The sequence below is a fragment of the Lacibacterium aquatile genome (assembly GCF_042683105.1).
Classification (GTDB): Bacteria; Pseudomonadota; Alphaproteobacteria; order Elsterales; family Elsteraceae; genus Lacibacterium; species Lacibacterium aquatile.
Window position 1 is genome coordinate 229582 of the sequence record NZ_JBHUIP010000013.1, and the last position, 23613, is coordinate 253194.

The window sequence follows — 23613 nt, forward strand, 5'->3', positions numbered from 1 at the left end:
CTTATTCGTTCCCTTCTTCCTCGACGTCGGCGCCGTCAATCAGACCCGCCATATAGTCCGGCAACCAGCTTTCGTTGATTGCGACCAGCTCGTCCAGGGGAATGGTGTCGTCCTCGCCGATCGTCAAGTCCTCACCCGCGACTTCACCGATCACCAGGGCCGGAACGCCAGCCTTGTCGGCGGCGGTCAGGATGGCATCGGGATGGGCGGTGGTGACGATATAGCGGCCCTGGTCTTCGCCAAAGGCGAAGGCATGCGCCGGAATATCATCCGGGAAGGCCAGGACGGCGCCGATCTCGCCCGCCAGGGCCATCTCCGCAACTGCGACCAGCAGGCCGCCGTCACCGACGTCATGGCAGGCAGTGATCAGCTCACGACCGATCTGCTCCAGCACGAATTCGCCGTTGCGACGCTCGACCTTCAGGTCGACCGGCGGCGGTGCGCCGTCTTCGGCGCCGCAGACTTCGCGCAGGTACATGGACGAGCCCAGCCAGCCGGTGGTGTCGCCGATGACGATGATGGTCTCGCCTTCCGCCTTGAAGTCGAGGCTGACGGAGGTCGCGACATCCTTCAGGACGCCGACGCCGCCGATGACCGGGGTCGGCAGGATGCCCTGGCCGTTGGTCTCGTTATAGAGCGAGACGTTACCCGAGATGATCGGATAATCGAGGGCGGTGCAGGCTTCCGCCATGCCTTCGATGCAGCCGACGATCTGGCCCATGATTTCCGGGCGCTCGGGATTGCCGAAGTTGAGGTTGTTGGTGCAGGCCAGCGGACGCGAGCCAACGGCGATCAGGTTGCGCCAGCTTTCGGCGACCGCCTGCTTGCCGCCTTCGACCGGCGAGGCAAAGCAGTAGCGCGGCGAGCAGTCGGTGGTCATCGACAGACCCTTGACCTGACCTTCCAGACGCACGACGGCGGCATCGCCACCCGGACGTTGCACGGTCTGACCGCCGACCAGATGGTCGTACTGCTCCCAGATCCAGCGCTTGGAGGCGAGATCCGGGGTGGACAGCAGATAGGCGACAGCGTCGGTCAGGCTTTCCGGCGCTTCCACATCCTCGACATCCACAACGTCGCGCGCCGGGGTCGGGGTGTGCGGACGGTCGTAAAGCGGGGCTTCGTTCATCAGCGGATCGAGATTGAGATCGCAGATGGTCTCGCCGTTTTTCTTCAGGACGATATGGCCGGTGTCGGTCAGCACGCCGATGCGGGCGAAATCCAGTTCCCACTTGTCGAAGATCTTCTTGGCCGCGTCTTCCGAACCCGGCTTCAGGATCATCAACATGCGTTCCTGGCTTTCGGACAGCATGATCTCGTACCCGGTCATGCCGGTTTCACGCACCGGAACCAGATCGAGGTCCAGCTCGATACCCAGGCCGCCCTTGCCCGCCATTTCGACGGTGGAGGAGGTGAGACCGGCGGCGCCCATGTCCTGGATCGCGACAATGGCGTCGGTCGCCATCAGTTCCAGGCAGGCTTCCAGCAGCAGCTTTTCGGTGAAGGGATCGCCGACCTGCACGGTCGGGCGCTTGGCTTCCGCATCCTCGGTGAATTCAGCAGACGCCATGGTGGCGCCATGGATCCCGTCGCGGCCTGTCTTGGCGCCGACATAGATCACCGAATTGCCGAGGCCAGCTGCGGCGGCATAGAAGATCTTGTCGGTCTTGGCGATACCCACGGTCATCGCATTGACCAGGATGTTGCCATTGTAGGACGGGTGGAAGTTCGTTTCGCCACCCACGGTCGGCACGCCCATCGGGTTGCCATAGCCGCCGATACCGGCGACGACGCCCGCGATCAGGTGGCGGGTCTTCTCATGCTCGGGATCGCCGAAACGCAGGGCATTGAGGTTGGCGATGGGGCGCGCGCCCATGGTGAAGACGTCGCGCATGATGCCGCCGACGCCGGTCGCGGCGCCCTGATACGGCTCGATGTAGGAGGGGTGATTGTGGCTTTCGATCTTGAAGACGGCGGCATCGCCGTCACCGATGTCGATGACACCGGCATTTTCGCCCGGACCCTGAATGACCCAAGGGGCGCTGGTGGGGAGCTTCTTCAGATGCAGGCGCGAGGATTTATAGGAGCAATGCTCGCTCCACATGACCGAATAGATGCCGAGTTCGACGAGGGTCGGCGTGCGGCCGAGGCCGGAAAGCACGCGTTGCCATTCGTCGGGCTTCAGACCGAATTCGGCGGCGTCCGCAGCGGTGGCGGGGCGGGTATCGACGATCACGATGCGAAGTCCTTTACGAAACCAGGGCGGTCGCGATGCTCGTGAAGAGCCCCGCGCCATCGGTCGATCCCAGCAGCGGATCGATGGCATTTTCCGGGTGCGGCATCATACCGAGCACGCGGCGGTTTTCCGACAGGATGCCCGCAATGTTGCGCTGGGCGCCGTTCGGGTTCCAGCCTTCCTCGGCATAGCCTTCGGGATCGCAATAGCGGAAGGCGATACGGTCTTCGCCTTCCAGCGTGTCGAGCGTCTTCTGATCTGCGAAATAATTGCCGTCGTGATGGGCGACCGGCACCTGCAGCACGTCACCGGCATTATAGCTGCGGGTGAAGGGGCTGTTGCTGGTTTCGACCGCCAGCAGGACATCGCGGCAGACGAACTTCAGCGAGGCGTTACGCATCAGCGCGCCGGGCAGCAGGCCCGCTTCGCAGATGATCTGGAAGCCGTTGCAGACGCCGACCACATGGCGGCCCTGGTCGGCAGCGGTCTTGATCTCACGCATGATCGGCGAATGAGCGGCCATGGCGCCGGGGCGCAGATAATCGCCGTAGGAGAAGCCGCCGGGAACGAAGATGAGGTCGAGGCCGGACGGCAGCTCAGTCTCGCGATGCCAGATCATCACCGGTTCGGTGCCGGCGATTGTGCGGAAGGCGGCCGCGGCGTCACGCTCGCGGTTGATGCCCGGAAAGACGACGATGCCGACCTTCATGGCGCTTTAGACCAGTTCGATCTTGTAGTTTTCGACGACCGTATTCGCGAGCAGCTTCTCGCACATCGTCTTGACGGCGGCTTCGGCCTTGGCCTTGTCGGTCTCGGTCAGGTCGACCTCGATGTACTTGCCCTGGCGGACTTCCTCGACGCCATCAAAGCCCATGCCGCCCAGCGCGTTCTGGATGGCCTTGCCCTGGGGGTCGAGAACGCCGGGTTTCAGGGTGACGTGGATGCGAGCCTTCATGACGATCTTCCGGTCCTGCTAAAGCGTTGCGTTGCTGCAGTAATGAACCGGCCCCGCCTTTTGGGGGAGGGGCCGGAGGTGTTGGTGCTAGTTCACGACCCGTGGGTTCTTGGGGTCGCCTTCGGTATCCTCGGATTCCACCTCGGCGGGCAGAACGCCAAGGCGGCGGGCCACTTCCTGATAGGCCTCGCGCACATTGCCGAGATCCTGGCGGAAACGGTCCTTGTCCAGCTTGTCGCCGGTCTTGGAATCCCACAGGCGGCAATTGTCCGGGCTGATTTCATCGGCCAGAACGATGCGCATGTCGCCGTTCTCATCGAACAGGCGGCCGAATTCCAGCTTGAAATCGATCAGCTTCAGACCGACGCCCAGGAACAGGCCCGAGAGATAGTCGTTCACGCGGACGGTCAGGCCGACCATGTCGTCGAGGTCCTGGGTCGTGGCCCAGCCGAAAGCGGTGATATGCTCTTCGGAGACCATCGGGTCGCCCAGTTCATCGTTCTTATAATAATATTCGATGATCGAACGGGGCAGGGCGGTGCCTTCCGCGATCCCGAGGCGCTTCGAGAGCGACCCGGCCGCGACATTGCGCACCACAACTTCGATTGGGATGATCTCGACTTCGCGCACCAGCTGTTCGCGCATGTTGAGAGCGCGGATGAAATGCGTCGGGATGCCGATCTCGGCCAGGCGCAGCATGATGAACTCGGAAATCCGGTTGTTCAGCACGCCCTTGCCGTTGATGACGCCCTTCTTCTGATTGTTGAAGGCGGTGGCATCGTCCTTGAAGTACTGGACCAAGGTGCCGGGTTCCGGCCCTTCGAACATTACCTTCGCCTTGCCTTCGTAAATACGCCTGCGTCGCGCCATGACGGCTTCTCTTCCAATGGCCAGACGCCGCCGGACTGGTCGACCCTCCGACGGCCTGGACTTTTCACACCCTTTGCCAAGGTGTTTCGCTCGAACGTGGGCACTCTATAGCAAGCTGCCCCGCGCTGCACAATCAGCGATCCCGACATGGAGCCTGTGCAAAGCCTGACCGCTCGGTCAGGGCTCGTGGCCGCTGGTCGAATATCGGGGCCAGGAGGTGTCGCCGCACTCTTGCGGGAAAAGTATTTTGTTGAAAATTGAAGGGTTAATTCTAATCAATAAAGCATAAGCGCGGGGCTTATTGATTGGGTTTTATGAAAATACTGGGCAATATTTCTGGAAATGCTTTGGCTGATCTTGTCGATGATGCCGACGGTTCTCCGGAACTGCTGCGCGCTTGCCGACACTACGTGCAGCGTATCGAAAATGACAATGATCCCTGTAGCGAGACGAATGGGGAATATCGGTTCCTGACGGATATTCTGCCGTTCTGCCGCACTGTGTTCGACGTGGGCGCCTGCGCCGGCAATTGGGCTGACAAGGCACTGGAGATCAACCCGGCCGCCGTTCTCCATTGTTTCGAGCCTATCCCGGCGGCGCAGATGGCCCTGTTCGGGAAAGTCGGGGGTCGGGCCATTATCAATGCCTTTGCCTTGGGGAGGGAGAATGGCGAGGCTGCATTTTTCAGTTCAGCCGCCGATTTCGAGATATCGTCGCGCTTCAAGCGGCCCAGCTTTGCTTCCGCGGATCTGCGCCAGGATATTCTGCCGGTGGTCTCGCTGAGCCATTATTGCCGTCAGCATGGAGTTGACCACATCGATCTGCTGAAGATCGATGTGGAGGGGGCGGAGGTCGATGTCCTGGAGGGTGGGATCGACCTGTTTCGCCAGGGCCGCATCATGGCTGCCCAGTTCGAGTATGGCGGAACATGGCTCGACTCCCGGCGCCAGCTTCGCGACGTGTTCTACTTGATGGCCGGGACAGACTATGTGCTCGCCAAGCTGATGCCGTCTGGGTATCGGGTGATTCCGGACTATAATGCCAGCCTTGAGAACTTCTGTTATTCGAACTGGCTGCTGCTGCAACGTGAATTGGCCGACGCGGGTGCGCTCTAGAGGTCGCGGCGAGTGTGTACTTTATAGTAGGCTCGGCACCTGTTCCTGAGCCTGGGGCCGTTTATGTCCGACATGATTTCCGATGCCGATCTGATCCGCGCGTTGCGGAAGGCGGCTTTTTCAGACGGCCTTAAAGAAGCCTGCGACGCCTATCTCTGCCGGATCGATAACGATAACGACTTCGAGCCCGAGACCAATGGCGAGCATCGGTTTCTCGATGCCATCTTGCCGTTTTGCCGCACGGTGTTCGATGTCGGGGCCTGTGTCGGCGAATGGTCGGAAAAGGTGCTGGCGATCAAACCGGACCTGGAACTGCACTCCTTCGAGCCCATGGCAAAGGCTCAGCAGACCCTGACCTACAAAGTTGGTGGAAAGGCGATCATCAACTGCTTCGCCCTGGGCAAGGTGAGCGGGAAAGAGGTCTTTCATAGTGCCGAGAATTATCCCCAGCTCGCCTCCAGTTTCGAGCGTCCCTGGTTCAGCTTCGAGAATACCCGCGCCGATACGGTCGACGTCATGAGTCTGACCGATTATTGCGACCGACACGGCGTTGGCCACATCGATCTTCTGAAGATCGATGTGGAGGGGAGCGAGATGGATGTGTTGGAAGGCGGGATCGATCTGTTCCGCCAAGGCCGGGTGATGGCGGCGCAGGTCGAATATGGCGGCACCTGGATCGCCCCGCGCCGCCAGCTGCGCGATCTGTTCGACCTGCTGGCGGGGACCGATTATGTCGTCGCCAAGCTGATGCCGGATGGCTGCCGGGTGGTCGAACGCTACGATCCGTCGCTGGAAACCTACCGCTATTCGAACTGGCTGATCCTGCAACAGGAGATGGTCGAAGTGGTCAGGGGGTAGGGCAGGGCAAGCCTATCTATCCAGCGGCAGCGCCTTGAAAGGCGCACTCAGCATCTCGCCGCTCTTTTCTACCCGCACCTCAATCCCGGCTGGGGAGATGGCCAGGATCGCCGTGCGTCGGCTCTGTGGGTCGGGGTGCATGGTTGTGCCGAGGCCGGTCAGGGTCATCAGATCGAAGCGCGCGGTCGTGGCATCCTGCCACACAAAGCTCGCCGCCATGGCGCTGTGACCTTTGCCATCGTCTTCGGCGTCATAGGCTGGGAGCCTGGCGATCCGTAGTTGGTCGGACACGTCCAGGATCGCGACTGGAACATCATCGCCATAACCTGCCGTTTCGGTCATCAGGAGATATTGCCCTGTGAGCGAGGCATGAGGGTGGGCGCCCTCGATCAGTAATTTACGGCCGGTGTCGGTGTCGACGATCCAGCTGTAGGTTTCGTCCTCATAGCCATCGACGGAAACAAAGGCATAGCGCCCGAAGATACCTTCGAAACTGTAGCTCTCTTTGTCGTTATCCGCGCAATGATCGGGCGCAGATTTAAGATCGACGAAGGTCGCTGCCAGCCGTCCGGTGGGCAGCGCGATCCGAAGGATGTTGCGCCAACGGGTTACGGCATCGCCGGAGGCCCGGATCCGCATGATTTCTTCCGCATCATCAACCCAGGTTTCGCTGGTGTGCCGCAAGCTGCGGCCATAGCAATCGGGTAGCGGCTTTGCCAGCTCATATTGCCCTTCGGCAAACGCCTGACTGCTTGCGAGAAACAAAAACCCGGCCAGAAAATGCTTCATTTCGGCTCTTCTGATGGTGGGCCAAACGGCAGGTCTTCGACCGTAGGTATGGGCATGAACGTTGCTGTCACGAAGCGGTTCTCAGACGGAAACGTCAGTCTTATACCGATATCATCTAAGCTCGCGATGGCTCCGAGCGGGTCCTTGCGATACGGATGGGTGACAGAAAGCTTGAGCTTGCCCGGACTATCCCAGGCCATATTGGCCATGCCATACCCTGGCAGAGAGGCGATACGCAGACCGCCTTTTGTATCTATGATATGCAGCGGCGCGGGTGCATCGATATAAGCCGATTGATCGATCAGCAGGTAACGCCGATCCTCCGATGTCAACAGGCCTTCGCCATCCACCCTGTGGCGCGCGCCGGTGATCATATCCACCAGGAAATAAGCCGGATATTCATATCCCTGGAAGGAAACTACTGCGACATCGCCAAACAGGCCGGCAAATTTATAGCTTTCGGGATAGCTCGCGATTTCCGGTGTCGAATCGCAGGGCAGTTTCTCTGGATAATTATCGACGAAGGTCAGCTTGAAATTCGATGTCGGCCGCAGGCTCAAGATTGATCGGGCGCGGGCGACTTTGCCTGGATTGGCTCTGATTAAAGCCGTCTCTTCGGGATCGTCTTTCCAGGAGCGATAGGCCGCTTCCAGTCCGTCGGCGTGGCAACTGGCCAGCGAGGTGTCATCCGGGGCCTGGGCGAAGGTCGGTAGAGCTAATAAAGTAGTAAAGCTTAGGATCGGCAGCAGGCGCAGCATCGCGAATGGCTTTCGGAAAGGCGAGGAGCCATCTCGTCTTACAACCGCGATGCTGTCTATTGTCTAGTCGGGCGAAGCGATCCCGGAGGTCAAATCAACGGATAGTCGAACACCGTTGCGGCTCAGCCTCACCCGCCCACTGTCGATCCCTTCCAGCCGGTGGATCTCCGCCTCGATATGCCCGCAGGTGACGTCCTCGCCCGTGGTTGGGATCAGGTCAAAGAAAGTCACATGGCGCCCATCGTCGAACGTCACTTTCAGGATGCTTTTCTCCCGTACCACCCGGCCACCGCTCGCCTTGATCGACGCTGCTTCGGCCGGATCTTCACGCCAGAGATCATAGGCGTGCTGCATGCCGTCGATCCGGCATTCGGCATCCGTTGTCTGGGCTGTGGCCGTCAGGGGCAGGAGCAGGGCGAGCAGCAGGACGCGCAAGGCTACTCCAGCACCGACTGATAGTCGGCCCGATCCGGCGCGCCGTTGGCGTGCAGTAAGACTGGCGGCTTGTCGGACCCGATGGCGGGCAGGGCGAGCAGGGCGCTCGACAGTGTCGCATAGCCGCTGGGGGTCGTGAAGGTGAGGGCGAGACTCGGATCCTCGTCGTTGCGCTCGGCCAGCAGGCGGGTCCAGCTCTGCCAGTCGCCCTTCTCAGGATCGGGCGGGGCGACTTCCTTGAAGCGGGGCAGATACAGAGCGATGCGCGGATCACCGGGGTCGTTCGCTTCTCGCGCCGTGATCATTGTCACGCCTTCGGGCAAGGCAAAGGCCTTGGTTTTGCGACCGTCGTTGCGCAGCCAATAGGCATCGCGATTATCCGCGATCACCATGTTGAAAGGCCGGTAGGCGCGGGCATCGAGATCGAGCAACGCCTGAACGGCCGCGACCGCATCAGGATGGTCGAGGGCTTCAAGAACCAGTTCGCCCCGGCTGCGTTTGCCGTCCAAGGGGCCAAGCGTGCCTTCGCGGTTGAGCAGCACGGCCGCAACGCCGGTATCGTTGAGGCCGAGCCAGGAGCCGTCCGTCAGATGATCGCGCCCGGCGATGATGTCCTCGCGGTTGTCCCAATGGCGGGCGGGCGGGTCCCAGGTGCGGGCCTGCATCTCGTTCCGGTTGCCCGCCAGCAGGATTGGCCAGGGATGTTCGGAGCGACGCAGAATGACAAGAGTACACATGGACTGAACCTGAAACCTTTGAACGCGAGGAATTTTCCCGGTGCGGCATGATGACGGCTTATGCTCTAATCACCGCAAGCGGCACTATGCGCCACCGCACCGCCGATAAATACCCTACCGATTGGAGATACCGTAATGTCCGCAAGCAATCCGTTCAACGATAGGGAAAAGGGCTTCGAAGCCAAGTACAAGTTGGACGAAGAGCAGGCTTTCCGCGCCCATGCGAAGGGCAACAAGCTTTTTGGCCTCTGGGCTGCCGAGCAGCTCGACCTCAGCGGTCCCGAGGCGGATATGTACGCCAAGACCGTTGTTGAGGCCGACTTCGACCGTCCGGGCGATGATGACGTCATCGAAAAGGTGATGGACGATCTGCGCGCCAAGGGCATTCAGACGACGGCCGAAAAGCTGGTGGCAGAACTGGCTACCAAGCGGGCCGAGGCTGCTGCCTTGATCGCCGCAGAAAAATAAGTAGGGCTTGATGCCATGCGGAAAGGGCCGGGAATTTCCCGGCCCTTTTTTTGTTTAGTTCACTTTGCTGCGCGGGCGTCGGCGATCAACTGCTTTAGATAATCCTCGTCGACCGCACCGGGAACCAACTGCTTGCCGATCAGGAAAGCCGGCGTGCCCGAAATTCCGATGCTGCGGCCTAGGCTCATGACGGTGCGTAGCCGGTCCTCGACCTCGGGCTTAGCCATTTCGGTCTTCATCTTGTCGGCATTCAGGCCGACAGAGGTGGCAACCTTCAGAATGCTGTCGACATCCATTTGGCCCTTCCAGGCCATCAGTGCCTGATGGAATTCGACATATTTACCCAGGGCCTGGGCTGCGATCGCGGCGCGCGCAGCCACCACAGACTGCGGCCCTAGGATCGGATATTCCTTGAAGACGACGCGAACCTTCTTGTCGGCTTTGGCGACGTTCAGCACGCGGTCGGCCACCTGTTTGCAGTAGGGGCAGCGATAATCGAAAAACTCGACGATGGTGACGTCTGCATCGCTCGGGCCGAAGGTCGGATCCTTGGCGTCACGCTCCAGGGCGGCGCGATGGGTCGCGGCGGCGGCGCCCATGCGATCCAGCTCGGCCTTGCGCTCCGCCATCTCCTGCTCTTCGCGCTTCTTGACCAGGATGCCCATGGCTTCTTCGAGAAGCTCGGGATTAGAGATCAGCGTCTCGCGGATCAAGGCCTTGACCGCTTCCTTCTGTTCCGGGCTCAGGGGTTCTGCTGCCGAGGCTGTGAAGGGCATGGCAAAAAATAGAGTGGCTGTCACCAGCCCTGCGAACCGCTTGCCCATTACCTGTTCTTCTCCTCCTCGACTTCACGCATGGACTGACCTTCGATGTCCTGGGCACGGATATAGCCTGTCGATCCGGTCGGCAAAAGGCGTATCGCGCGCTTGGCCTGATCGCGGGCGTCACGATTGCGCCCTTCCAGTAAGGCCTGTTCGGCGCTGGCGACGGCGGCCATCCCCATCTGATTGTCCCGCCCATAGGCGATTGCCAGCAGGCGCCAGAGTTTGGGGCTGTTGGTTTCGACACGCGCAGCCTCTTCGAGATCGCGTTGGGCAATCTTCAGCTGATCCGGGTTACCGCTTTCCACGCGTGCCTGCGACAGGTCAATCTTCAGCAGCGCATTGCCGGTAAGCCTGACGGCTTTTTCGTAGTACGGCAGCGCCTGGGTTCCCTTGCCGGTCTCGAACAGCATCTGTCCCTTTAGCTCATTGTAGTAGGCGTCTTCAGGGTTCAGTGCCAGCAGCTCATCGACGAGCTTCAGGGCTTTCGCGAAATCGAGCGCACGATAGGCGGCGAAGGCGTGTGCGTATTTCGCATCCGTACTGGTGTCTGTGGCGGGATATTTCTGGGCGACAACGTATGGCGGCTCTAGATAGCCGATAAGCTTGGCACGTATCCGTTTCAACTTGGCATCCGCATCGGGCGGCGGCGGGACATCACTATAGCGTGAGCGGCGCACCTGATTGCGTAGGAACTCGATACGCTCAGAGGTCAGCGGATGGGTGCGCATATAGGGGTCTTGCCGGGCGGAAGACTGCAGTTCCTGGCCGGACAGGACTTCCATGAATTCCATCAGCCCGCGTGAGGACTGACCGATGCTTTCGAGATAGTTGACGCCCGCCTGGTCGGCCGAACTTTCCTGGCTGCGGGTGAAGGCGAAGAAGGTGCGTGCCGCAGCAGATTGGCCCCCACCCAAAACGCGGCCGGCGTTGGGATCGCGATAACCGGGATCGCGGCTGCTGCGGTTGCTCATCGCTCCACCGGCGATCATGGCGCCCATGGCGAGGACGGTTTCAACCATCGAGACGATTGCCGCGCGCTCATATTCCTGGGGCAGGCGGGTCAGATGTCCGCCTGCGATATGTCCGGTTTCATGGGCAATGACGCCCATCAGCTGCCCGACATGGTCGACACGCATCAGAAGCCCAGTATTGATAAAGACCCGTTGCCCTCCAGAAACGAAGGCATTCAAGCTGCGATCATTCACCAATGTCAGCCTGACAGCGTCCGGTGAGAGACCCGCTGCGGCGAATAGTGGCGTTGCGATCTCGCGGATGGTAGTTTCCGTCTCCGCGTCGCGGATGAGGGACACGCCCTGCGCCCTGGCAGGCCCTGCCAGGGACAGGCTGACCGTCGTCACGATGAGAACGGATGAAACATAGCGCTTTATCAAGGACCAACCCTCGTTGACTTCCTGCCTAGTTAAGCGCCGGCTGCGCCAGCGTCAATCGTCGCTCCTTCGTTCCGCTCTTCTCGCCACCGGTTTGAGCTTAGCGCTTGCCGGTTGCGCATCGGAAACGGAAAAGCCCCTCGGTACGCCCGGATATGTTGCCGGATTCTATGGCGCAGTTGCGGCAGACGAACCGCGCGCTGCCCTCGTCGGGCGCGATGTCTTGTCCGCCGGGGGCACAGCCGCCGATGCGGCAGTGGCAACTTATTTCACGATGGCGGTGACGCTGCCGGCTTCTGCAGGTCTGGGTGGGGGCGGCATGTGCCTGTCCTACAATGCCGAGGCCAACCGCATCGAGGCTTTTGATTTCATGCCGCGCGCTACGGCGGGCGGTCGCTCGGGGGTGCCGTCTTCGGTCCGTGGCATGGCGCTGCTGCATGCCCGCGAGGGACGCCTGCGCTGGGAGCAGGTTGTGGGGCCGTCGGAGGCCCTGGCCCGTATCGGTGTGCGTGTCTCCCGCGCCTACGGTTTGACCCTGTTCGATCCGGCCATCGCTGCCAATCTCGATCCTGCTGCACGTGCAATCTATCTTGATGCAGAAGGGCGGCCGCCTGCCGAAGGGGCGGACCTGCGCCAGCCGGACCTGTCAGCGACTCTGGGACGTATCCGTGCCACGGGGGCGGGTGATTTCTATCAGGGTCAGTTGGCCCGGCAGATCGCCGCTGCCAGCGTCGCGGCCGGCGGCGATATCACTTTGGATGATCTGCGTGCCCGAATTCCGGAACCTCGACCCGCAATTCTTCAGCCGCTTGGCGATAGTGTAGTAGCTTTTGGCCCACCTCCTGCCTGGGGTGGGGCCATCGCAGCCGATATATTTGCGCAGATGCGGCTGCTGGGGTTTGACAAGGCCGAACTGCCGCAACGCCCGCACCTGATGGCTGAAGCCATCAGGCGGGCCGTCGCGGCTCAAGCGCGTCGTGGCAATGGTGAGGCGCTGCCCATCGGGACAGATGCTTTCGCCCAAACGTTGATTGCAACGCTTGATCGTTCCCGCCCGACTCCGCAGGCAGGTCTGCGGCTTCAGCCGGATACGGCGCCGCCGGGAGCCAGCTTCGTGGCAGCGGATCGTTTTGGCAATTCCGTTTCCTGTGCGGTCACGACGGGCGGCTTCTTCGGAACGGGCCGTTTGCTGCCGGGGACCGGCTTCTTCGCGGCTCCTCCGCCGTCGCCAAGCGGCAATGTCTCGCTGGTGCCAATGCTGGCAGTGAATACAAATTCTCGTAAAACTTTCTTTGCCGGGGCCTCCACCGGCGGCAGTCCGGCTCCTGCGGCCTTGATCCAGGTGGCGGTCTTTGCCGCGCTGGAGCGCTTCGATCTGGAAGAAGCAATGTTCCGTCCTCGTCTGTTTGTCGAAGGCGAGCATGTCTTCATCGAACCGGACAGCGAGGATAGCGCGCAGGCACTGCAGCAACGTGGTCATACGTTGACCCCCGTACCCAATATGGGCCGTGTGAACGCTATCTGGTGTCCGACCGGTATCCCCTCGAACCCCTCCGTCTGCGATCAGCGATCCGATCCGCGCGGGGCTGGTTTGGCGTCCGGGTCGCGGTGATGAAGGTCGCTGACCGGGGTCGGATCGACCCCTTCATCGTGATGGAAGTCATGCGCGCCGCCGGTCTGCGCGAGGCGGCCGGGGGCGATGTGCTGCATCTGGAAGTCGGCCAACCTTCCACCCCAGCGCCTGCCAAGGTGCGTGAGGCGGCAGTCGCAGCCCTGAATGCCGACAAGCTGGGATATACAGAAGCCCAGGGGATCCTGCCGCTGCGGGAGGCGCTGGCGAAATATTATCGCACCACCTATGGCGTCAGCGTCGACCCGGACCGTTTCGTGCTGACCGTTGGCTCCTCGGGCGCTTTCCTGCTGGGATTCCTGGCCGCTTTCGATGCCGGTGCCCGTGTGGCGCTGGCCAGCCCAGGCTATCCGGCCTATCGCAATATCCTGAAAGCCCTGGATATCGAAGTGGTGGAGATTCTGGCGGGTCCGGAAACCGGCTATCAGCCGACGCCCGAACAGCTGGAAGCGGCAGGTCCGCTGGATGGTGTGATTGTCGCAAGTCCGGCTAATCCGACCGGGACCATTCTGTCCGAAGCCCACATGCGGGCTCTGGCGCTCTGGTGTCAGCGCAAGAAGGTGCGGCTGATCTCGGATGAAATCTATCACGGCCTGACCTATGGCGCGCGGGCGACATCGGCGCTGGAAATCACCGACGATGCGCTGATCGTCAACAGCTTCTCCAAGTATTTCTCCATGACCGGCTGGCGGCTGGGCTGGATGGTGATGCCCAAGGATCTGGTGCGGCCCATCGAATGCCTGGCCCAGAACATGGTGATTTCGGCGCCGACTTTGGCCCAGCATGCGGCGGTGGCGGCGTTCGATTGTATCGAGGAACTGGAGGCCAATCGTCTGGCCTATGCGCGCAATCGCGAGATCCTGCTGAACGAGCTGCCGGGCGCCGGGTTCAAGGAAATGGCGCCTGCCGATGGCGCCTTCTACCTCTATGCCAAGACCGACCATCTGGGTGACGACAGCGAGGCCCTTTGCCGGGAATTGCTGGAAAAGACCGGAGTAGCGATCACGCCGGGGATCGATTTCGATCCGTCGCGTGGGCGCTCCTTCGTGCGTTTCTCCTTCGCAGGCTCGGAAGCGACGATGGTTGAAGCAGCCAAGCGGTTGAAGATCTGGGCTCAAGCCAGGTGAGTTTGGCCCGGTGATTTTCGACACCGATCTGGTCGAGGCGACGCTCGTTCGTCGCTATAAGCGCTTTCTGGCGGATGTCGTGCTGCCGGATGGTTCGGAGGTCACGGCCCATTGCCCGAACCCCGGTGCGATGATCGGTCTGTGCGCGCCGGGCTCCAAGGTCTATCTGCTGCCGGGCAAGGGCAAGCTGCCCTGGTCCTGGGAGCTGGTGGAACGGCCCGAAGGGCTGATCGGCATCAATACGAACCGGCCCAATACACTGGTCGCCGAGGCGCTGGCGGCGGATGCGATCCCGGAGTTGTCCGGGTACGACGTTATCCGGCGCGAGGTGCCTTACGGTGTGAATTCCCGTATCGATTTTCTGCTGGAAGGGTCGGGGCGCCCCCCAGCCTATGTCGAGGTGAAAAACGTGCATCTGGTGCGCGAGCCTGACATGGCAGAGTTTCCAGACTGCGTCACCGCCAGGGGCGCTAAACATTTGGTGGAATTGAGCGCAATGGTCGCGGCGGGCGGGCGCGCCGTGATGCTTTACGTCGTGCAGCTGGATTTCTGCCGGAATTTCGCGCTTGCGGGCGACTACGATCCGGCGTACTTGCGGGCCTTCCGCGCGGCAAAGGATGCCGGGGTTGAAGCTTATGCCTATGATTGTCAGGTCGACAAAAAAGGGCTTCGTCTCATGCGGCCGATGAGGATACTGGATCGCTGACGATGGATGATTTGTGGGACGACGAAGACATGACCGCAATTAAACTGCACCCGCCCGAGGATTTCGACGGCATGCGCCGCGCTGGACGGTTGGCGGCAGAGGTCCTGGATTTTATCACCCCCCACGTCAAGGTTGGCGTTCCCACCAGCGAGCTCGACAAGCTGTGCCACGACTACATCATCGCGGCCGGAGCGACCCCTGCACCGCTGGGATATCGCGGCTTCCCGAAGTCGATCTGCACTTCGATCAACCATGTGGTCTGCCACGGCATTCCGGGTGATAAGCGCCTGGAAGACGGCGACGTGATGAATATCGACGTCACCGTGATCTTGGACGGCTGGCACGGTGATACCTCGCGCATGTTCTTCGTTGGCAAGGTCGGCACCAAGGGCCGCAAGCTGACCGAGGTGACCTATGAAGCTCTGATGCGCGGCATCGAGGTCGTAAAGCCCGGTGCGCATTTCGGCGATATTGGTCACGCGATCCAAACCTTCGTTGAGAAGAACCGCTATTCGGTCGTGCGGGATTTCTGTGGCCATGGCCTGGGCAAGGTCTTCCACGATGCCCCGTCGGTTCTGCATTTCGGGCAGGCCGGTAAGGGACCTGTGATGAAGCCGGGCATGTTCTTCACGATCGAGCCGATGGTGAATATCGGCAAGTACGACGTGAAGGTACTGGCGGACGGTTGGACGGCGGTGACGAAAGATAAGTCGCTGTCCGCGCAGTTCGAGCATTCGGTCGCGGTTACCGAAACGGGCTACGAGATTTTCACAGCGTCGCCCAAAGGGCTGCATTTCCCGCCCTATGCCGCCTGAAACGCCTACTCCCGAAGCGGAAGCTTCCCCGCATTACCACGGGCATCGCGCCCGTCTGCGGGGGCGTTTTCTGGCAGGGGGCGGTGAGGCATTGCCGGACTATGAGCTGCTGGAATTGATCCTGTTCGGCGCGGTGCCGCGCGGGGACATGAAGCCATTGGCCAAGAAGCTGCTGGCGAAATTCGGCAGTTTCGCGGCTGTTGTTACCGCCGACGCAGCCCAGATCATGGACGTCGATGGGGCGGGCGAAGCCGTCGCGGTAGCGCTGAAGTCGGTTGACGCCGCCGCGCGCCGGCTAGCGCGCCAGCAGGTCGAGAGCCGCCCCATTCTTGGGTCCTGGGCAGCCTTGGTCGATTATTGCCGGGTCGTGATGGCCCATGAGAGTATCGAACAGTTCCGCCTGCTGTTTCTGGATCGGCGTAACCACCTGATCGCAGACGAGATGCATCAGCGCGGAACCGTCGATCACACGGCGGTCTATCCCCGGGAAATTGTCAAGCGTGCCCTGGAGTTGGGGGCCATATCGGTCATCCTTGTGCATAACCATCCGTCGGGCGATCCAGCTCCCAGTAAGGCCGATATCACGCTGACGCGTGAAATCCAGAAGGCGACTTCGGCGGTTGGGATTACAGTGCACGATCATTTGGTGATTGGACTTCATGGCGAAGTCAGCTTTAAAGCATTAGGGTTGATGTAACGTAGATCCGGGGGCAACCGAGAGCTAAGATGCGTTTCATTGCTGCTACTTTTGCGACGCTGGTTTTCAGCGCCGCCTTATCTTGCATGCCTGCGCGTGCAAACGAACTGCCGCAACCGACTGAAGCGGTCATCCTGTCTGTGACCGGTAAGATCAAAAACACCAATGCACCCGGCCGCGCCGATTTCGATCGGCCGATGCTCGCAGCCCTTGGGTTGACCGACGTCGAAACCAAGACTGCCTGGACCAAGGATCTGCCGAAATTCCGCGGCGTTCGTCTATCGAGCGTGCTTGAGAAGGTTGGCGCAGAAGGCGACAGCTTGCGTGCGGTCGCTTTGAACGACTATGCCGTGACGATCCCGATGGTGGATGTCGCCAGAATGAAGGTCTTGCTGGCGTTAGAGATGAATGGCGCGGAGCTGCCACGTCGAGGTAAGGGGCCTATTTGGGTGATTTATCCTGACACCGAAGGGACTGCCGATGCCGTCATCTATCGTGATCGTGCGATCTGGCAACTGCGCAGCCTCGATGTTCGATAAGAGCTGACGTGACCCGCTTCGCTGAAAAGATCCGTTACTTCGTCCTCGCCCTCGCGGTTTTCGCGTTGGGCGCGTCAGTGATGTATGCGGTGTCCGCCTATAACAACTATCGCGATCTAGCTTGGCTGAACTTGCAGCGCCCCGCCTGGCGCTTGATGCAGACAGAATTCGAGCTGCTGAAGTTTAATCACGCCATGGAAATGGCGCGGATTGCGCCGTCGGACGAAAACTTCTCGGCGGCTGAACTGCATTTCGACAATGTCTGGAACCGGATCGACGTCACCTTCAGCGCCCTGGAGGCGCCCCGCATTCTGGCGGTGCCGGAGGTGGCGCAGGTCTTGAACGATCTGCGCAAAGCGACCGAGGATATGGCGCCCGCGATGAAGGTTCTGCGCACCGACTTCACGGCGCTGGAGCCGTCGGTGAAGCGGTTCCAGGTTCTGACCGATCAATTGCACCGGGCCGTTCTGCTGGTCCTGACCGATCCAAAATATAACGGCCTTGCCTCCAACCGGGCCGAGACGATCTTTACCAACGGCATCATTGCCTTTTTCATCACCGCCCTGGTGGTGCTGGCGGTGTTCCTGACGCTTTTCATTGCCGAGGCGCGGTTGTCGCGACGGGCGTTGCGTCAGGCCCAGAGTGCGCTGGCGCTGGCCGAAGCCCGCCGGGCCGAAGCGGCTGCGGCCCAGATGCGGACAGCGGCAGCCCTGGTCGCTGCCGAAGAAGCCAGCCGTACAAAGTCCAACTTCCTTGCGAATATGAGCCACGAGCTACGCACGCCGCTGAATGCGATCTTGGGTTTTTCCGAGATCATGCACCAGGGTCTGTTCGGCGATCTGCAGCAGCCGCGCTATAAGGAATATGTCGGGCATATCCACGATAGCGCTGGGCATCTTCTGTCGTTGGTGGACGACCTGCTGACGCTCGGCAAGATCGAAGCCGGTGGTTACGCCCCGGCGGCTGGAGAGGTGGATCTGGTTTCAGTCGCGCAATTCGCCGCCGATCTGGTCGGTGTGCGTGCAACGGCTGCCCATGTGGACCTGGTGCTGCTGTTGCCGGATGTAGTCCCGGCGCCGATCCAGGGGGATGAACGAGCCCTGCGGCAGATCGCGCTCAATCTCGCGACCAATGCCGTCAAATTCACCCCCCATGGTGGGCGAGTTGAGATCAAAGTCGCTGCACGGTCCCAGGAAGAAGTGGCCTTAAGCGTCTCCGACACCGGTATCGGTATTCCCAGCGAAGCGCAGGCGAAGGTCTTCGAGCCCTTCTATCAGGTCGATAACGTTTTCGCGCGCCGTAACCAGGGGGCGGGACTCGGGCTTGCGCTAGTTCAGTCGCTGGCGGCGGCCCATGGCGCACGCGTGGAACTGGAAAGCGAACCCGGCAAGGGGACGACGGTAACGGTATTGTTCACGGTCGCCGAGCGGGCTGCTGCGTTGCAATAGAAGCGGCTATTCCGCGACGGCGGGCGTCCGGGCCGAAGGGTCGGAAAGCTCGTCGATCATATGCTTCAGGATATCGGCATACAGCGCGAGTTTGTCTCCATGCACGGGATCCTGCCCCGAAAGGGCTGAAAATTCCTCGGCTACGTAACGCAGCAGTCCGGCATGGGTTGCATAATATGGAGACATCGTTAATCCTCCGCCGGTCTTGTGCCGGTGATGTTGACAAGTATGCCGCAGTGCAGCGTCATCGTCCCCTAAAATATGTGTCACAAATAAGGTCCCTGTCATGATCCCTCGCTATAGCCGCCCCCGGATGACCGCAATCTGGGACTCCGAGAACCGTTACAAAATTTGGATGGAGATCGAGACCCTGGCGGCAGAGGCCATGGCCGAGCTTGGAACCATCCCGAAGGAAGTGCCGGTCGCGGTTCGCGCGCGGGGCAATTTCGACGTCGCGCGCATCGAAGAGATCGAGGCTGAGACGAAGCATGACGTCATCGCCTTCCTGACCAACCTTGCCGAATATGTCGGCGAGGAAGCGCGCTTCGTGCATCAGGGCATGACCTCGTCCGACGTACTCGACACCTGCCTTGCGGTTCAGCTGACCCAGGCCTGCGATATTCTGCTCGAAGACATGGACGCTGTGCTGGCGGCGCTGAAGAAGCGCGCCTACGAGCATAAGGACACGGTGATGGTCGGCCGCAGCCACGGTATCCATGCCGAGCCAGTGACCTTCGGCCTGAAGCTGGCCGGTTTCTATGCCGAGTTCGACCGTGGCCGGAAGCGTCTAGTCGCTGCCCGTGAAGAGATCGCGACATGCGCCATCTCCGGCGCCGTCGGCACCTTCGCCCACCTCGATCCCTACGTCGAAGAATATGTGGCCGCCAAGCTGGGCCTGAAGCCCGAGCCGATGTCGACACAGGTCATCCCGCGCGACCGCCACGCCGCTTTCTTTGCCGCGCTGGGCGTCATTGCCTCGTCCGTCGAACATCTGGCGACCGAGATCCGCCATCTGCAGCGCACCGAAGTGCGTGAGGCCGAGGAATATTTCTCGCCGGGCCAAAAGGGCTCGTCGGCCATGCCGCACAAGCGCAACCCGGTGCTGACCGAAAACCTCTGCGGTCTTGCCCGTATCGTCCGCGCCGCTGTGGTTCCTGCCATGGAAAACGTCGCTCTCTGGCACGAGCGTGACATCAGCCACTCCTCGGTCGAACGCATGATCGGCCCGGACGCGACCGTGACCCTCGACTTCGCCTTGGCCCGTCTGGCCTCGGTCGTCGACAAGCTGGTGGTCTATCCCGATCGCATGCAGGCGAACCTGGATATGCTGGGTGGTCTCGTCCATTCGCAGCAAGTTCTGCTGGAACTGACCCAGAAGGGCATGAGCCGCGAGGGCGCTTACAAGGCTGTCCAGCGCAACGCCATGGACAGCTGGCTCAATTCCAAAAACTACAAGGCACTGCTGGCTGCCGACGAGGAAGTTGCGCAGTTCCTGAAGCCCGCCGACCTCGACAAACTCTTCGACCTCGGCCAGCACACGCGGCACGTGGACACCATCTTCAAGCGGGTGTTTGGCGAGTAAACCTTTGAAATATCCCCGCCATCTGCAATCCTAGGTGGCGGGGTGTTTTAAGGGGGCGCACATGCTGGATCTGATTTCCGTACTCCTTCGTGCGCATTTTCTACTGGTCATTCAGGCTCTCTTTTCCCTGATCGGGACCTTCGTTCTTCTGCACAGATCATCGCGGGAGGTTTTTGCGGAGATCCAACGCCAGAAACACCCCCAAGATTCGAGCAGCCGTTTTGCCAATCCCAACGCCTATGGGTGGGTGGGGCGGCAAGGGCGTGCCGAAGCGGATATGATGCTTGCTGAGCCGAAGCGTGTGGTCGTTGGTCTCTGGTTAGCTTGGCTTGCACATGCCCTTTTCGTTTTTCTGCCACCGGAATATCGATTCTGGTGATGCCCTATTAGACCGGCACGGTCCTTGCGGAGCCGGGTGGGTGATGACATCTGCCCCGCGTATTTTCTCCTCCTCCCCGATGCAGCGTGCCGATGGTGCCGCGCGTATCGTCTTTGCCAGGCGCGAGGACGGAGTGTCAGCGCTGGCCGATCTCTATCAACGCAGTCCTGCCAAGGTTCTGTTCCCCGGCGGCGAGGATATTCCTGAAGCTGTTCTGGTTACGACCAGCGGCGGCCTCACAGGTGGCGACCGGATGCAGCTTGCCGTCGCCGTACAGGCTGGCGCGGAAGCCGTCGTGACCTCCCAGGCCGCCGAAAAGCACTATAAGTCCAGCGACGATACTCCGACCGAGATGACACAGGTCTTCTCTGTTGGAGCCGGCGCCACGCTGGAGATGCTGCCTCAGGAGCAGATCCTGTTCGAAGGCAGCCGCCTTAAACGTCGAACCGATATTCATCTGACCGCGACCAGCCGCCTGCTGATGGTGGATTGCCTGTTTTTTGGGCGATCTGCCCATGGCGAGAGCGTCACTATGGGCATGCTCAATGACCGTTGGCAGCTATACCGTGACGGGCGTCTGCTGTGGGCGGACGGTTTGCGCCTTCTCGGCAACATCCAGGAAACATTGGCTGCCCAGCATGGCTTCGGCGGGGCGAAAGCCTTGGCGACATTGGTGATGCATGGGGTCGAGGCCGAAGGGGCGCGCGACCGGCTGCGCGCTGTTCTGGCTCCGGCCTTGCATTCGGGAACGCTAGGCGGGGTTACGGCCTTGGGAAGCCTGGTCATTGCGCGGATCGCCGGGCCGGATGCTGCCCTGGTGCGCGCGGCCCTGGTGACGATGACCGAGGCGGCGAGAGCAGAATTAGGACGTCCGGCGCGTTTGCCGCGCGTGTGGGCGACATGATTGAGGGAGCGAGCGTTCAATGAATCTGACCCCGCGTGAGAAGGACAAGCTGCTGGTCGCTATGGCGGCGATAGTGGCGCGCCGTCGCCTGGAGCGCGGCGTGAAGCTCAATCATCCCGAAGCCATCGCGCTCATCACCGATTTTGTCGTGGAGGGCGCCCGAGACGGCCGCTCGGTCGCCGATCTGATGCAGGCGGGGGCCAAGGTCATCACGCGGGCGCAGGTCATGGAGGGCATCCCCGAGATGATCCATGACATCCAGGTGGAAGCGACCTTCCCCGACGGCACCAAGCTCGTCACCGTCCATAATCCGATCCGCTAGGAGAGCCGAGATGATCCCAGGCGAACTCATCCCCGGTACCGGCGATCTGGTGCTGAACGAGGGCCGCGAGACTGTGGAAGTGACGGTTTCCAATACGGGTGACCGTCCGGTGCAGGTCGGCAGCCATTATCACTTCTTCGAGACCAACCCCGGCCTTGCGTTCGAGCGGACCAAAACTCGTGGCTTCCGTCTGGATATTCCAGCAGGGACGGCTGTGCGGTTCGAGCCGGGCCAGACCCGGACCGTCCGTCTCGTGGCTTTTGGCGGCAAACGCGAGATCTATGGGTTCCGCGGCGATGTGATGGGAGCGCTCTAAACATGGCCTACACAATTGACCGGCGTTCCTATGCTGCCATGTATGGCCCTACTGTGGGCGACAAGCTGCGTCTTGCCGATACCGACCTGATCATCGAGGTCGAAAAGGATCACACGATCCGGGGCGAGGAAGTGAAGTTCGGCGGGGGCAAGGTCATCCGCGACGGCATGGGCCAGTCCCAGGTGACGCGCGAGGGCGGTGCGGTCGATACCGTCATCACCAATGCGCTGATCCTCGACTGGTGGGGCATCGTCAAGGCCGACATCGGCTTGAAGGACGGACGGATCGCGGGCATCGGCAAGGCCGGTAACCCGGATACACAGCCCGGCATCGACATCATCATCGGCCCGGGAACGGAAATCATTGCGGGTGAGGGGCGCATCGTCACCGCCGGTGGCATCGATGTCCATATCCACTTCATCTGCCCGCAGCAGATCGACGAGGCGCTTTATTCCGGCATCACCACCATGATGGGCGGCGGCACCGGGCCAGCCGCGGGCACCGCTGCCACCACCTGCACGCCAGGCCCCTGGCATCTGATGCGCATGATGCAGGCGGCCGAAGCTTTTCCGATGAATCTCGGATTCTTCGGCAAGGGTAATGCAGGGCTTCCGGCAGGGTTGGAGGAGCAGATCAAGGCGGGGGCCTGTGGTCTGAAACTTCATGAGGATTGGGGCACGACGCCCGCCGCCATCGATACCTGCCTATCGGTTGCCGACCTCTATGACATCCAGGTCGCGATCCATACCGATACGCTCAATGAAAGCGGCTTCGTCGAAAGCACCATCGACGCTTTCAAGGGTCGCACCATCCATGCCTTCCATACAGAAGGCGCGGGCGGTGGCCATGCGCCGGATATCATCCGGTTGGCAGGCGAGGCGAACGTCATCCCGTCTTCGACCAATCCGACCCGGCCCTACACGGTCAATACGCTCGAAGAGCATCTCGACATGCTGATGGTTTGCCATCACCTGGATGCGCGGATCCCTGAAGACGTCGCCTTTGCCGAAAGCCGGATCCGCAAGGAGACGATTGCAGCCGAAGACATCCTGCATGATATCGGTGCCTTCTCCATCATCTCCTCCGACAGTCAGGCCATGGGGCGGGTGGGGGAGGTTGCAATCCGCACTTGGCAGACCGCCGACAAGATGAAGAAGCAGCGCGGCAATCTGCCGGGTGAAAGCGGCAACGACAATCTGCGCGCCAAGCGCTACATCGCCAAATATACGATCAACCCCGCTATCGCGCAGGGCATCAGCCACGAAGTCGGCTCCATCGAAGTGGGTAAGCTTGCCGATATCGTGATCTGGCAGCCCGCTTTCTTTGGCGTGAAGCCGGAGATGATCCTGAAGTCCGGCACCATCGCCGCGGCGCCGATGGGTGATCCCAATGCCTCGATCCCGACGCCGCAGCCAGTTCACTACCGTCCCATGTGGGGCAGCTTTGGCCGCTCGAACCTGCAATCGTCGCTGCTGTTCGTCAGTCAGGCGGGGCTGGAAAATGATATCGGCAGCCGCTTTGGCCTCTCGCGCCCCCTGTCGGCGGTGAAGAACACCCGGACGGTCGGCAAGAAGGACATGAAGCTCAACGATCTGCTGCCCAAGATCACCGTCGATCCCGAGACCTACGAGGTGCGGGCGGATGGTGAGCTTCTGACCTGCGAACCCGCAAAAGTGCTGCCGATGGCGCAGCGCTACTTCCTGTTCTAGAGGGCA

Annotated in this window: 27 protein-coding genes; 16 read left to right on the forward strand and 11 right to left on the reverse strand. The window is 61.1% G+C overall.

Going from position 1 to position 23613, the window contains the following annotated elements; translation table 11 throughout:
* Position 1: 1 nt before the first annotated feature.
* The 4 genes from purL to purC form a co-directional block, all read right to left on the reverse strand.
* Positions 2-2236: a phosphoribosylformylglycinamidine synthase subunit PurL gene (gene purL / locus ACFSM5_RS16285; RefSeq protein ID WP_379877549.1), complete on the reverse strand. Its 2235-nt coding sequence runs from the start codon at positions 2234-2236 to the stop codon at positions 2-4.
* Between the two features lie 13 nt (positions 2237-2249).
* Positions 2250-2945, reverse strand: a complete 696-nt coding sequence (gene purQ, locus ACFSM5_RS16290) for a phosphoribosylformylglycinamidine synthase subunit PurQ (protein WP_379877550.1) — start codon at positions 2943-2945, stop codon at positions 2250-2252.
* A gap of 6 nt (positions 2946-2951) precedes the next feature.
* On the reverse strand, positions 2952-3191 hold the full coding sequence (purS, locus tag ACFSM5_RS16295; RefSeq protein ID WP_379877551.1) for a phosphoribosylformylglycinamidine synthase subunit PurS: 240 nt from the start codon (positions 3189-3191) through the stop codon (positions 2952-2954).
* Positions 3192-3278: 87 nt separating this feature from the next.
* Complete coding sequence (gene purC / locus ACFSM5_RS16300; RefSeq protein WP_379877553.1) at positions 3279-4061, reverse strand: phosphoribosylaminoimidazolesuccinocarboxamide synthase; 783 nt, start codon at positions 4059-4061, stop codon at positions 3279-3281.
* A gap of 347 nt (positions 4062-4408) precedes the next feature.
* Between purC and ACFSM5_RS16305 the strand changes: the two genes are divergently transcribed.
* On the forward strand, positions 4409-5176 hold the full coding sequence (locus ACFSM5_RS16305) for an FkbM family methyltransferase (RefSeq protein ID WP_379877555.1): 768 nt from the start codon (positions 4409-4411) through the stop codon (positions 5174-5176).
* A 63-nt stretch (positions 5177-5239) separates the two neighbouring features.
* A complete protein-coding gene (locus ACFSM5_RS16310; RefSeq protein WP_379877556.1) occupies positions 5240-6034 on the forward strand; it encodes an FkbM family methyltransferase in 795 nt (264 codons plus the stop codon).
* A gap of 12 nt (positions 6035-6046) precedes the next feature.
* Here the strand turns inward: ACFSM5_RS16310 and ACFSM5_RS16315 are convergent, their stop codons facing one another.
* The 4 genes from ACFSM5_RS16315 to ACFSM5_RS16330 form a co-directional block, all read right to left on the reverse strand.
* Positions 6047-6823 carry a hypothetical protein gene (locus tag ACFSM5_RS16315; RefSeq protein WP_379877557.1) on the reverse strand — a complete coding sequence of 259 codons (777 nt, stop codon included), beginning with the start codon at positions 6821-6823 and terminating at the stop codon, positions 6047-6049.
* Positions 6820-7581 carry a hypothetical protein gene (locus tag ACFSM5_RS16320; RefSeq protein ID WP_379877558.1) on the reverse strand — a complete coding sequence of 254 codons (762 nt, stop codon included), beginning with the start codon at positions 7579-7581 and terminating at the stop codon, positions 6820-6822. The genes ACFSM5_RS16315 and ACFSM5_RS16320 overlap by 4 nt, the downstream gene beginning before the upstream one ends.
* Positions 7582-7644: 63 nt before the next feature.
* Positions 7645-8016 carry a hypothetical protein gene (locus tag ACFSM5_RS16325; RefSeq protein WP_379877559.1) on the reverse strand — a complete coding sequence of 124 codons (372 nt, stop codon included), beginning with the start codon at positions 8014-8016 and terminating at the stop codon, positions 7645-7647.
* 2 nt (positions 8017-8018) lie between these two features.
* Positions 8019-8753 (reverse strand): NRDE family protein, encoded by a 735-nt coding sequence (locus tag ACFSM5_RS16330; RefSeq protein WP_379877560.1) that lies wholly within the window; start codon positions 8751-8753, stop codon positions 8019-8021.
* Between the two features lie 135 nt (positions 8754-8888).
* On the opposite strand from ACFSM5_RS16330, the gene ACFSM5_RS16335 reads away from it, so the two are divergent.
* Entirely contained in the window at positions 8889-9221 is a 333-nt protein-coding gene (locus tag ACFSM5_RS16335) for a DUF1476 domain-containing protein (RefSeq protein ID WP_379877561.1), read from the forward strand.
* Positions 9222-9280: 59 nt separating this feature from the next.
* On the opposite strand, the gene ACFSM5_RS16340 is transcribed toward ACFSM5_RS16335, so the two are convergent.
* Together ACFSM5_RS16340 and ACFSM5_RS16345 are read right to left on the reverse strand one after the other, a co-directional pair.
* Positions 9281-10045, reverse strand: a complete 765-nt coding sequence (locus ACFSM5_RS16340) for a DsbA family protein (protein ID WP_379877562.1) — start codon at positions 10043-10045, stop codon at positions 9281-9283.
* Positions 10045-11436: a M48 family metalloprotease gene (locus ACFSM5_RS16345; RefSeq protein ID WP_379877563.1), complete on the reverse strand. Its 1392-nt coding sequence runs from the start codon at positions 11434-11436 to the stop codon at positions 10045-10047. Before ACFSM5_RS16345 ends, ACFSM5_RS16340 begins: the two co-directional genes overlap by 1 nt.
* A 91-nt stretch (positions 11437-11527) precedes the next feature.
* Between ACFSM5_RS16345 and ACFSM5_RS16350 the strand changes: the two genes are divergently transcribed.
* From ACFSM5_RS16350 to ACFSM5_RS16380, 7 genes are read left to right on the forward strand one after another with little or no spacing between them, the layout of a single operon-like run.
* Positions 11528-13045: a gamma-glutamyltransferase gene (locus ACFSM5_RS16350; protein ID WP_379877564.1), complete on the forward strand. Its 1518-nt coding sequence runs from the start codon at positions 11528-11530 to the stop codon at positions 13043-13045.
* On the forward strand, positions 13045-14190 hold the full coding sequence (locus tag ACFSM5_RS16355; RefSeq protein ID WP_379877565.1) for a pyridoxal phosphate-dependent aminotransferase: 1146 nt from the start codon (positions 13045-13047) through the stop codon (positions 14188-14190). The genes ACFSM5_RS16350 and ACFSM5_RS16355 overlap by 1 nt, the downstream gene beginning before the upstream one ends.
* 10 nt (positions 14191-14200) lie before the next feature.
* Complete coding sequence (sfsA, locus tag ACFSM5_RS16360; RefSeq protein WP_379877566.1) at positions 14201-14896, forward strand: DNA/RNA nuclease SfsA; 696 nt, start codon at positions 14201-14203, stop codon at positions 14894-14896.
* A gap of 29 nt (positions 14897-14925) precedes the next feature.
* Positions 14926-15711 (forward strand): type I methionyl aminopeptidase, encoded by a 786-nt coding sequence (map, locus tag ACFSM5_RS16365; RefSeq protein ID WP_379877568.1) that lies wholly within the window; start codon positions 14926-14928, stop codon positions 15709-15711.
* Positions 15701-16408, forward strand: coding sequence for a RadC family protein (gene radC, locus ACFSM5_RS16370; RefSeq protein ID WP_379877570.1), 708 nt, complete (start codon positions 15701-15703; stop codon positions 16406-16408). The genes map and radC overlap by 11 nt, the downstream gene beginning before the upstream one ends.
* A 29-nt stretch (positions 16409-16437) precedes the next feature.
* Positions 16438-16947, forward strand: a complete 510-nt coding sequence (locus ACFSM5_RS16375; protein WP_379877571.1) for a putative pterin-binding protein — start codon at positions 16438-16440, stop codon at positions 16945-16947.
* 8 nt (positions 16948-16955) lie between these two features.
* A complete protein-coding gene (locus tag ACFSM5_RS16380; RefSeq protein WP_379877572.1) occupies positions 16956-18395 on the forward strand; it encodes a sensor histidine kinase in 1440 nt (479 codons plus the stop codon).
* A gap of 6 nt (positions 18396-18401) precedes the next feature.
* Here ACFSM5_RS16380 and ACFSM5_RS16385 read toward each other — a convergent pair whose 3' ends face one another.
* Entirely contained in the window at positions 18402-18581 is a 180-nt protein-coding gene (locus ACFSM5_RS16385) for a hypothetical protein (RefSeq protein ID WP_379877573.1), read from the reverse strand.
* A 100-nt stretch (positions 18582-18681) separates the two neighbouring features.
* Here ACFSM5_RS16385 and purB point away from each other — a divergent pair, with 100 nt between their 5' ends.
* From purB to ureC, 6 genes are all read left to right on the forward strand, one after another.
* Complete coding sequence (gene purB, locus ACFSM5_RS16390) at positions 18682-19977, forward strand: adenylosuccinate lyase (RefSeq protein WP_379877574.1); 1296 nt, start codon at positions 18682-18684, stop codon at positions 19975-19977.
* A gap of 61 nt (positions 19978-20038) precedes the next feature.
* A complete protein-coding gene (locus ACFSM5_RS16395) occupies positions 20039-20356 on the forward strand; it encodes a hypothetical protein (protein ID WP_379877575.1) in 318 nt (105 codons plus the stop codon).
* Positions 20357-20399: 43 nt separating this feature from the next.
* Complete coding sequence (locus tag ACFSM5_RS16400) at positions 20400-21260, forward strand: urease accessory protein UreD (RefSeq protein WP_379877576.1); 861 nt, start codon at positions 20400-20402, stop codon at positions 21258-21260.
* Positions 21261-21279: 19 nt separating this feature from the next.
* A complete protein-coding gene (locus ACFSM5_RS16405; protein WP_379877577.1) occupies positions 21280-21582 on the forward strand; it encodes an urease subunit gamma in 303 nt (100 codons plus the stop codon).
* Positions 21583-21592: 10 nt separating this feature from the next.
* A complete protein-coding gene (locus tag ACFSM5_RS16410) occupies positions 21593-21898 on the forward strand; it encodes an urease subunit beta (protein ID WP_379877578.1) in 306 nt (101 codons plus the stop codon).
* Positions 21899-21900: 2 nt separating this feature from the next.
* Positions 21901-23607 (forward strand): urease subunit alpha, encoded by a 1707-nt coding sequence (gene ureC, locus ACFSM5_RS16415; protein WP_379877579.1) that lies wholly within the window; start codon positions 21901-21903, stop codon positions 23605-23607.
* The last annotated feature ends 6 nt before the right edge of the window (positions 23608-23613 follow it).

What these genes read in the sequence shown, in the direction of transcription:
- ACFSM5_RS16355 (WP_379877565.1), top strand. Translation starts at nt 13,045, where the DNA reads ATGAAGGTCGCTGACCGGGGTCGGATCGACCCCTTCATCGTGATGGAA.
- ACFSM5_RS16315 (WP_379877557.1), bottom strand. Translation starts at nt 6,823, where the DNA reads ATGAAGCATTTTCTGGCCGGGTTTTTGTTTCTCGCAAGCAGTCAGGCG.
- purS (WP_379877551.1), bottom strand. Translation starts at nt 3,191, where the DNA reads ATGAAGGCTCGCATCCACGTCACCCTGAAACCCGGCGTTCTCGACCCC.
- ACFSM5_RS16385 (WP_379877573.1), bottom strand. Translation starts at nt 18,581, where the DNA reads ATGTCTCCATATTATGCAACCCATGCCGGACTGCTGCGTTACGTAGCC.
- ACFSM5_RS16375 (WP_379877571.1), top strand. Translation starts at nt 16,438, where the DNA reads ATGCGTTTCATTGCTGCTACTTTTGCGACGCTGGTTTTCAGCGCCGCC.
- radC (WP_379877570.1), top strand. Translation starts at nt 15,701, where the DNA reads ATGCCGCCTGAAACGCCTACTCCCGAAGCGGAAGCTTCCCCGCATTAC.
- purQ (WP_379877550.1), bottom strand. Translation starts at nt 2,945, where the DNA reads ATGAAGGTCGGCATCGTCGTCTTTCCGGGCATCAACCGCGAGCGTGAC.
- ACFSM5_RS16330 (WP_379877560.1), bottom strand. Translation starts at nt 8,753, where the DNA reads ATGTGTACTCTTGTCATTCTGCGTCGCTCCGAACATCCCTGGCCAATC.
- ACFSM5_RS16340 (WP_379877562.1), bottom strand. Translation starts at nt 10,045, where the DNA reads ATGGGCAAGCGGTTCGCAGGGCTGGTGACAGCCACTCTATTTTTTGCC.
- purB (WP_379877574.1), top strand. Translation starts at nt 18,682, where the DNA reads ATGATCCCTCGCTATAGCCGCCCCCGGATGACCGCAATCTGGGACTCC.
- ACFSM5_RS16395 (WP_379877575.1), top strand. Translation starts at nt 20,039, where the DNA reads ATGCTGGATCTGATTTCCGTACTCCTTCGTGCGCATTTTCTACTGGTC.
- ACFSM5_RS16310 (WP_379877556.1), top strand. Translation starts at nt 5,240, where the DNA reads ATGTCCGACATGATTTCCGATGCCGATCTGATCCGCGCGTTGCGGAAG.
- ureC (WP_379877579.1), top strand. Translation starts at nt 21,901, where the DNA reads ATGGCCTACACAATTGACCGGCGTTCCTATGCTGCCATGTATGGCCCT.
- purC (WP_379877553.1), bottom strand. Translation starts at nt 4,061, where the DNA reads ATGGCGCGACGCAGGCGTATTTACGAAGGCAAGGCGAAGGTAATGTTC.
- ACFSM5_RS16320 (WP_379877558.1), bottom strand. Translation starts at nt 7,581, where the DNA reads ATGCTGCGCCTGCTGCCGATCCTAAGCTTTACTACTTTATTAGCTCTA.
- ACFSM5_RS16400 (WP_379877576.1), top strand. Translation starts at nt 20,400, where the DNA reads ATGACATCTGCCCCGCGTATTTTCTCCTCCTCCCCGATGCAGCGTGCC.
- ACFSM5_RS16410 (WP_379877578.1), top strand. Translation starts at nt 21,593, where the DNA reads ATGATCCCAGGCGAACTCATCCCCGGTACCGGCGATCTGGTGCTGAAC.
- ACFSM5_RS16405 (WP_379877577.1), top strand. Translation starts at nt 21,280, where the DNA reads ATGAATCTGACCCCGCGTGAGAAGGACAAGCTGCTGGTCGCTATGGCG.
- ACFSM5_RS16335 (WP_379877561.1), top strand. Translation starts at nt 8,889, where the DNA reads ATGTCCGCAAGCAATCCGTTCAACGATAGGGAAAAGGGCTTCGAAGCC.
- map (WP_379877568.1), top strand. Translation starts at nt 14,926, where the DNA reads ATGACCGCAATTAAACTGCACCCGCCCGAGGATTTCGACGGCATGCGC.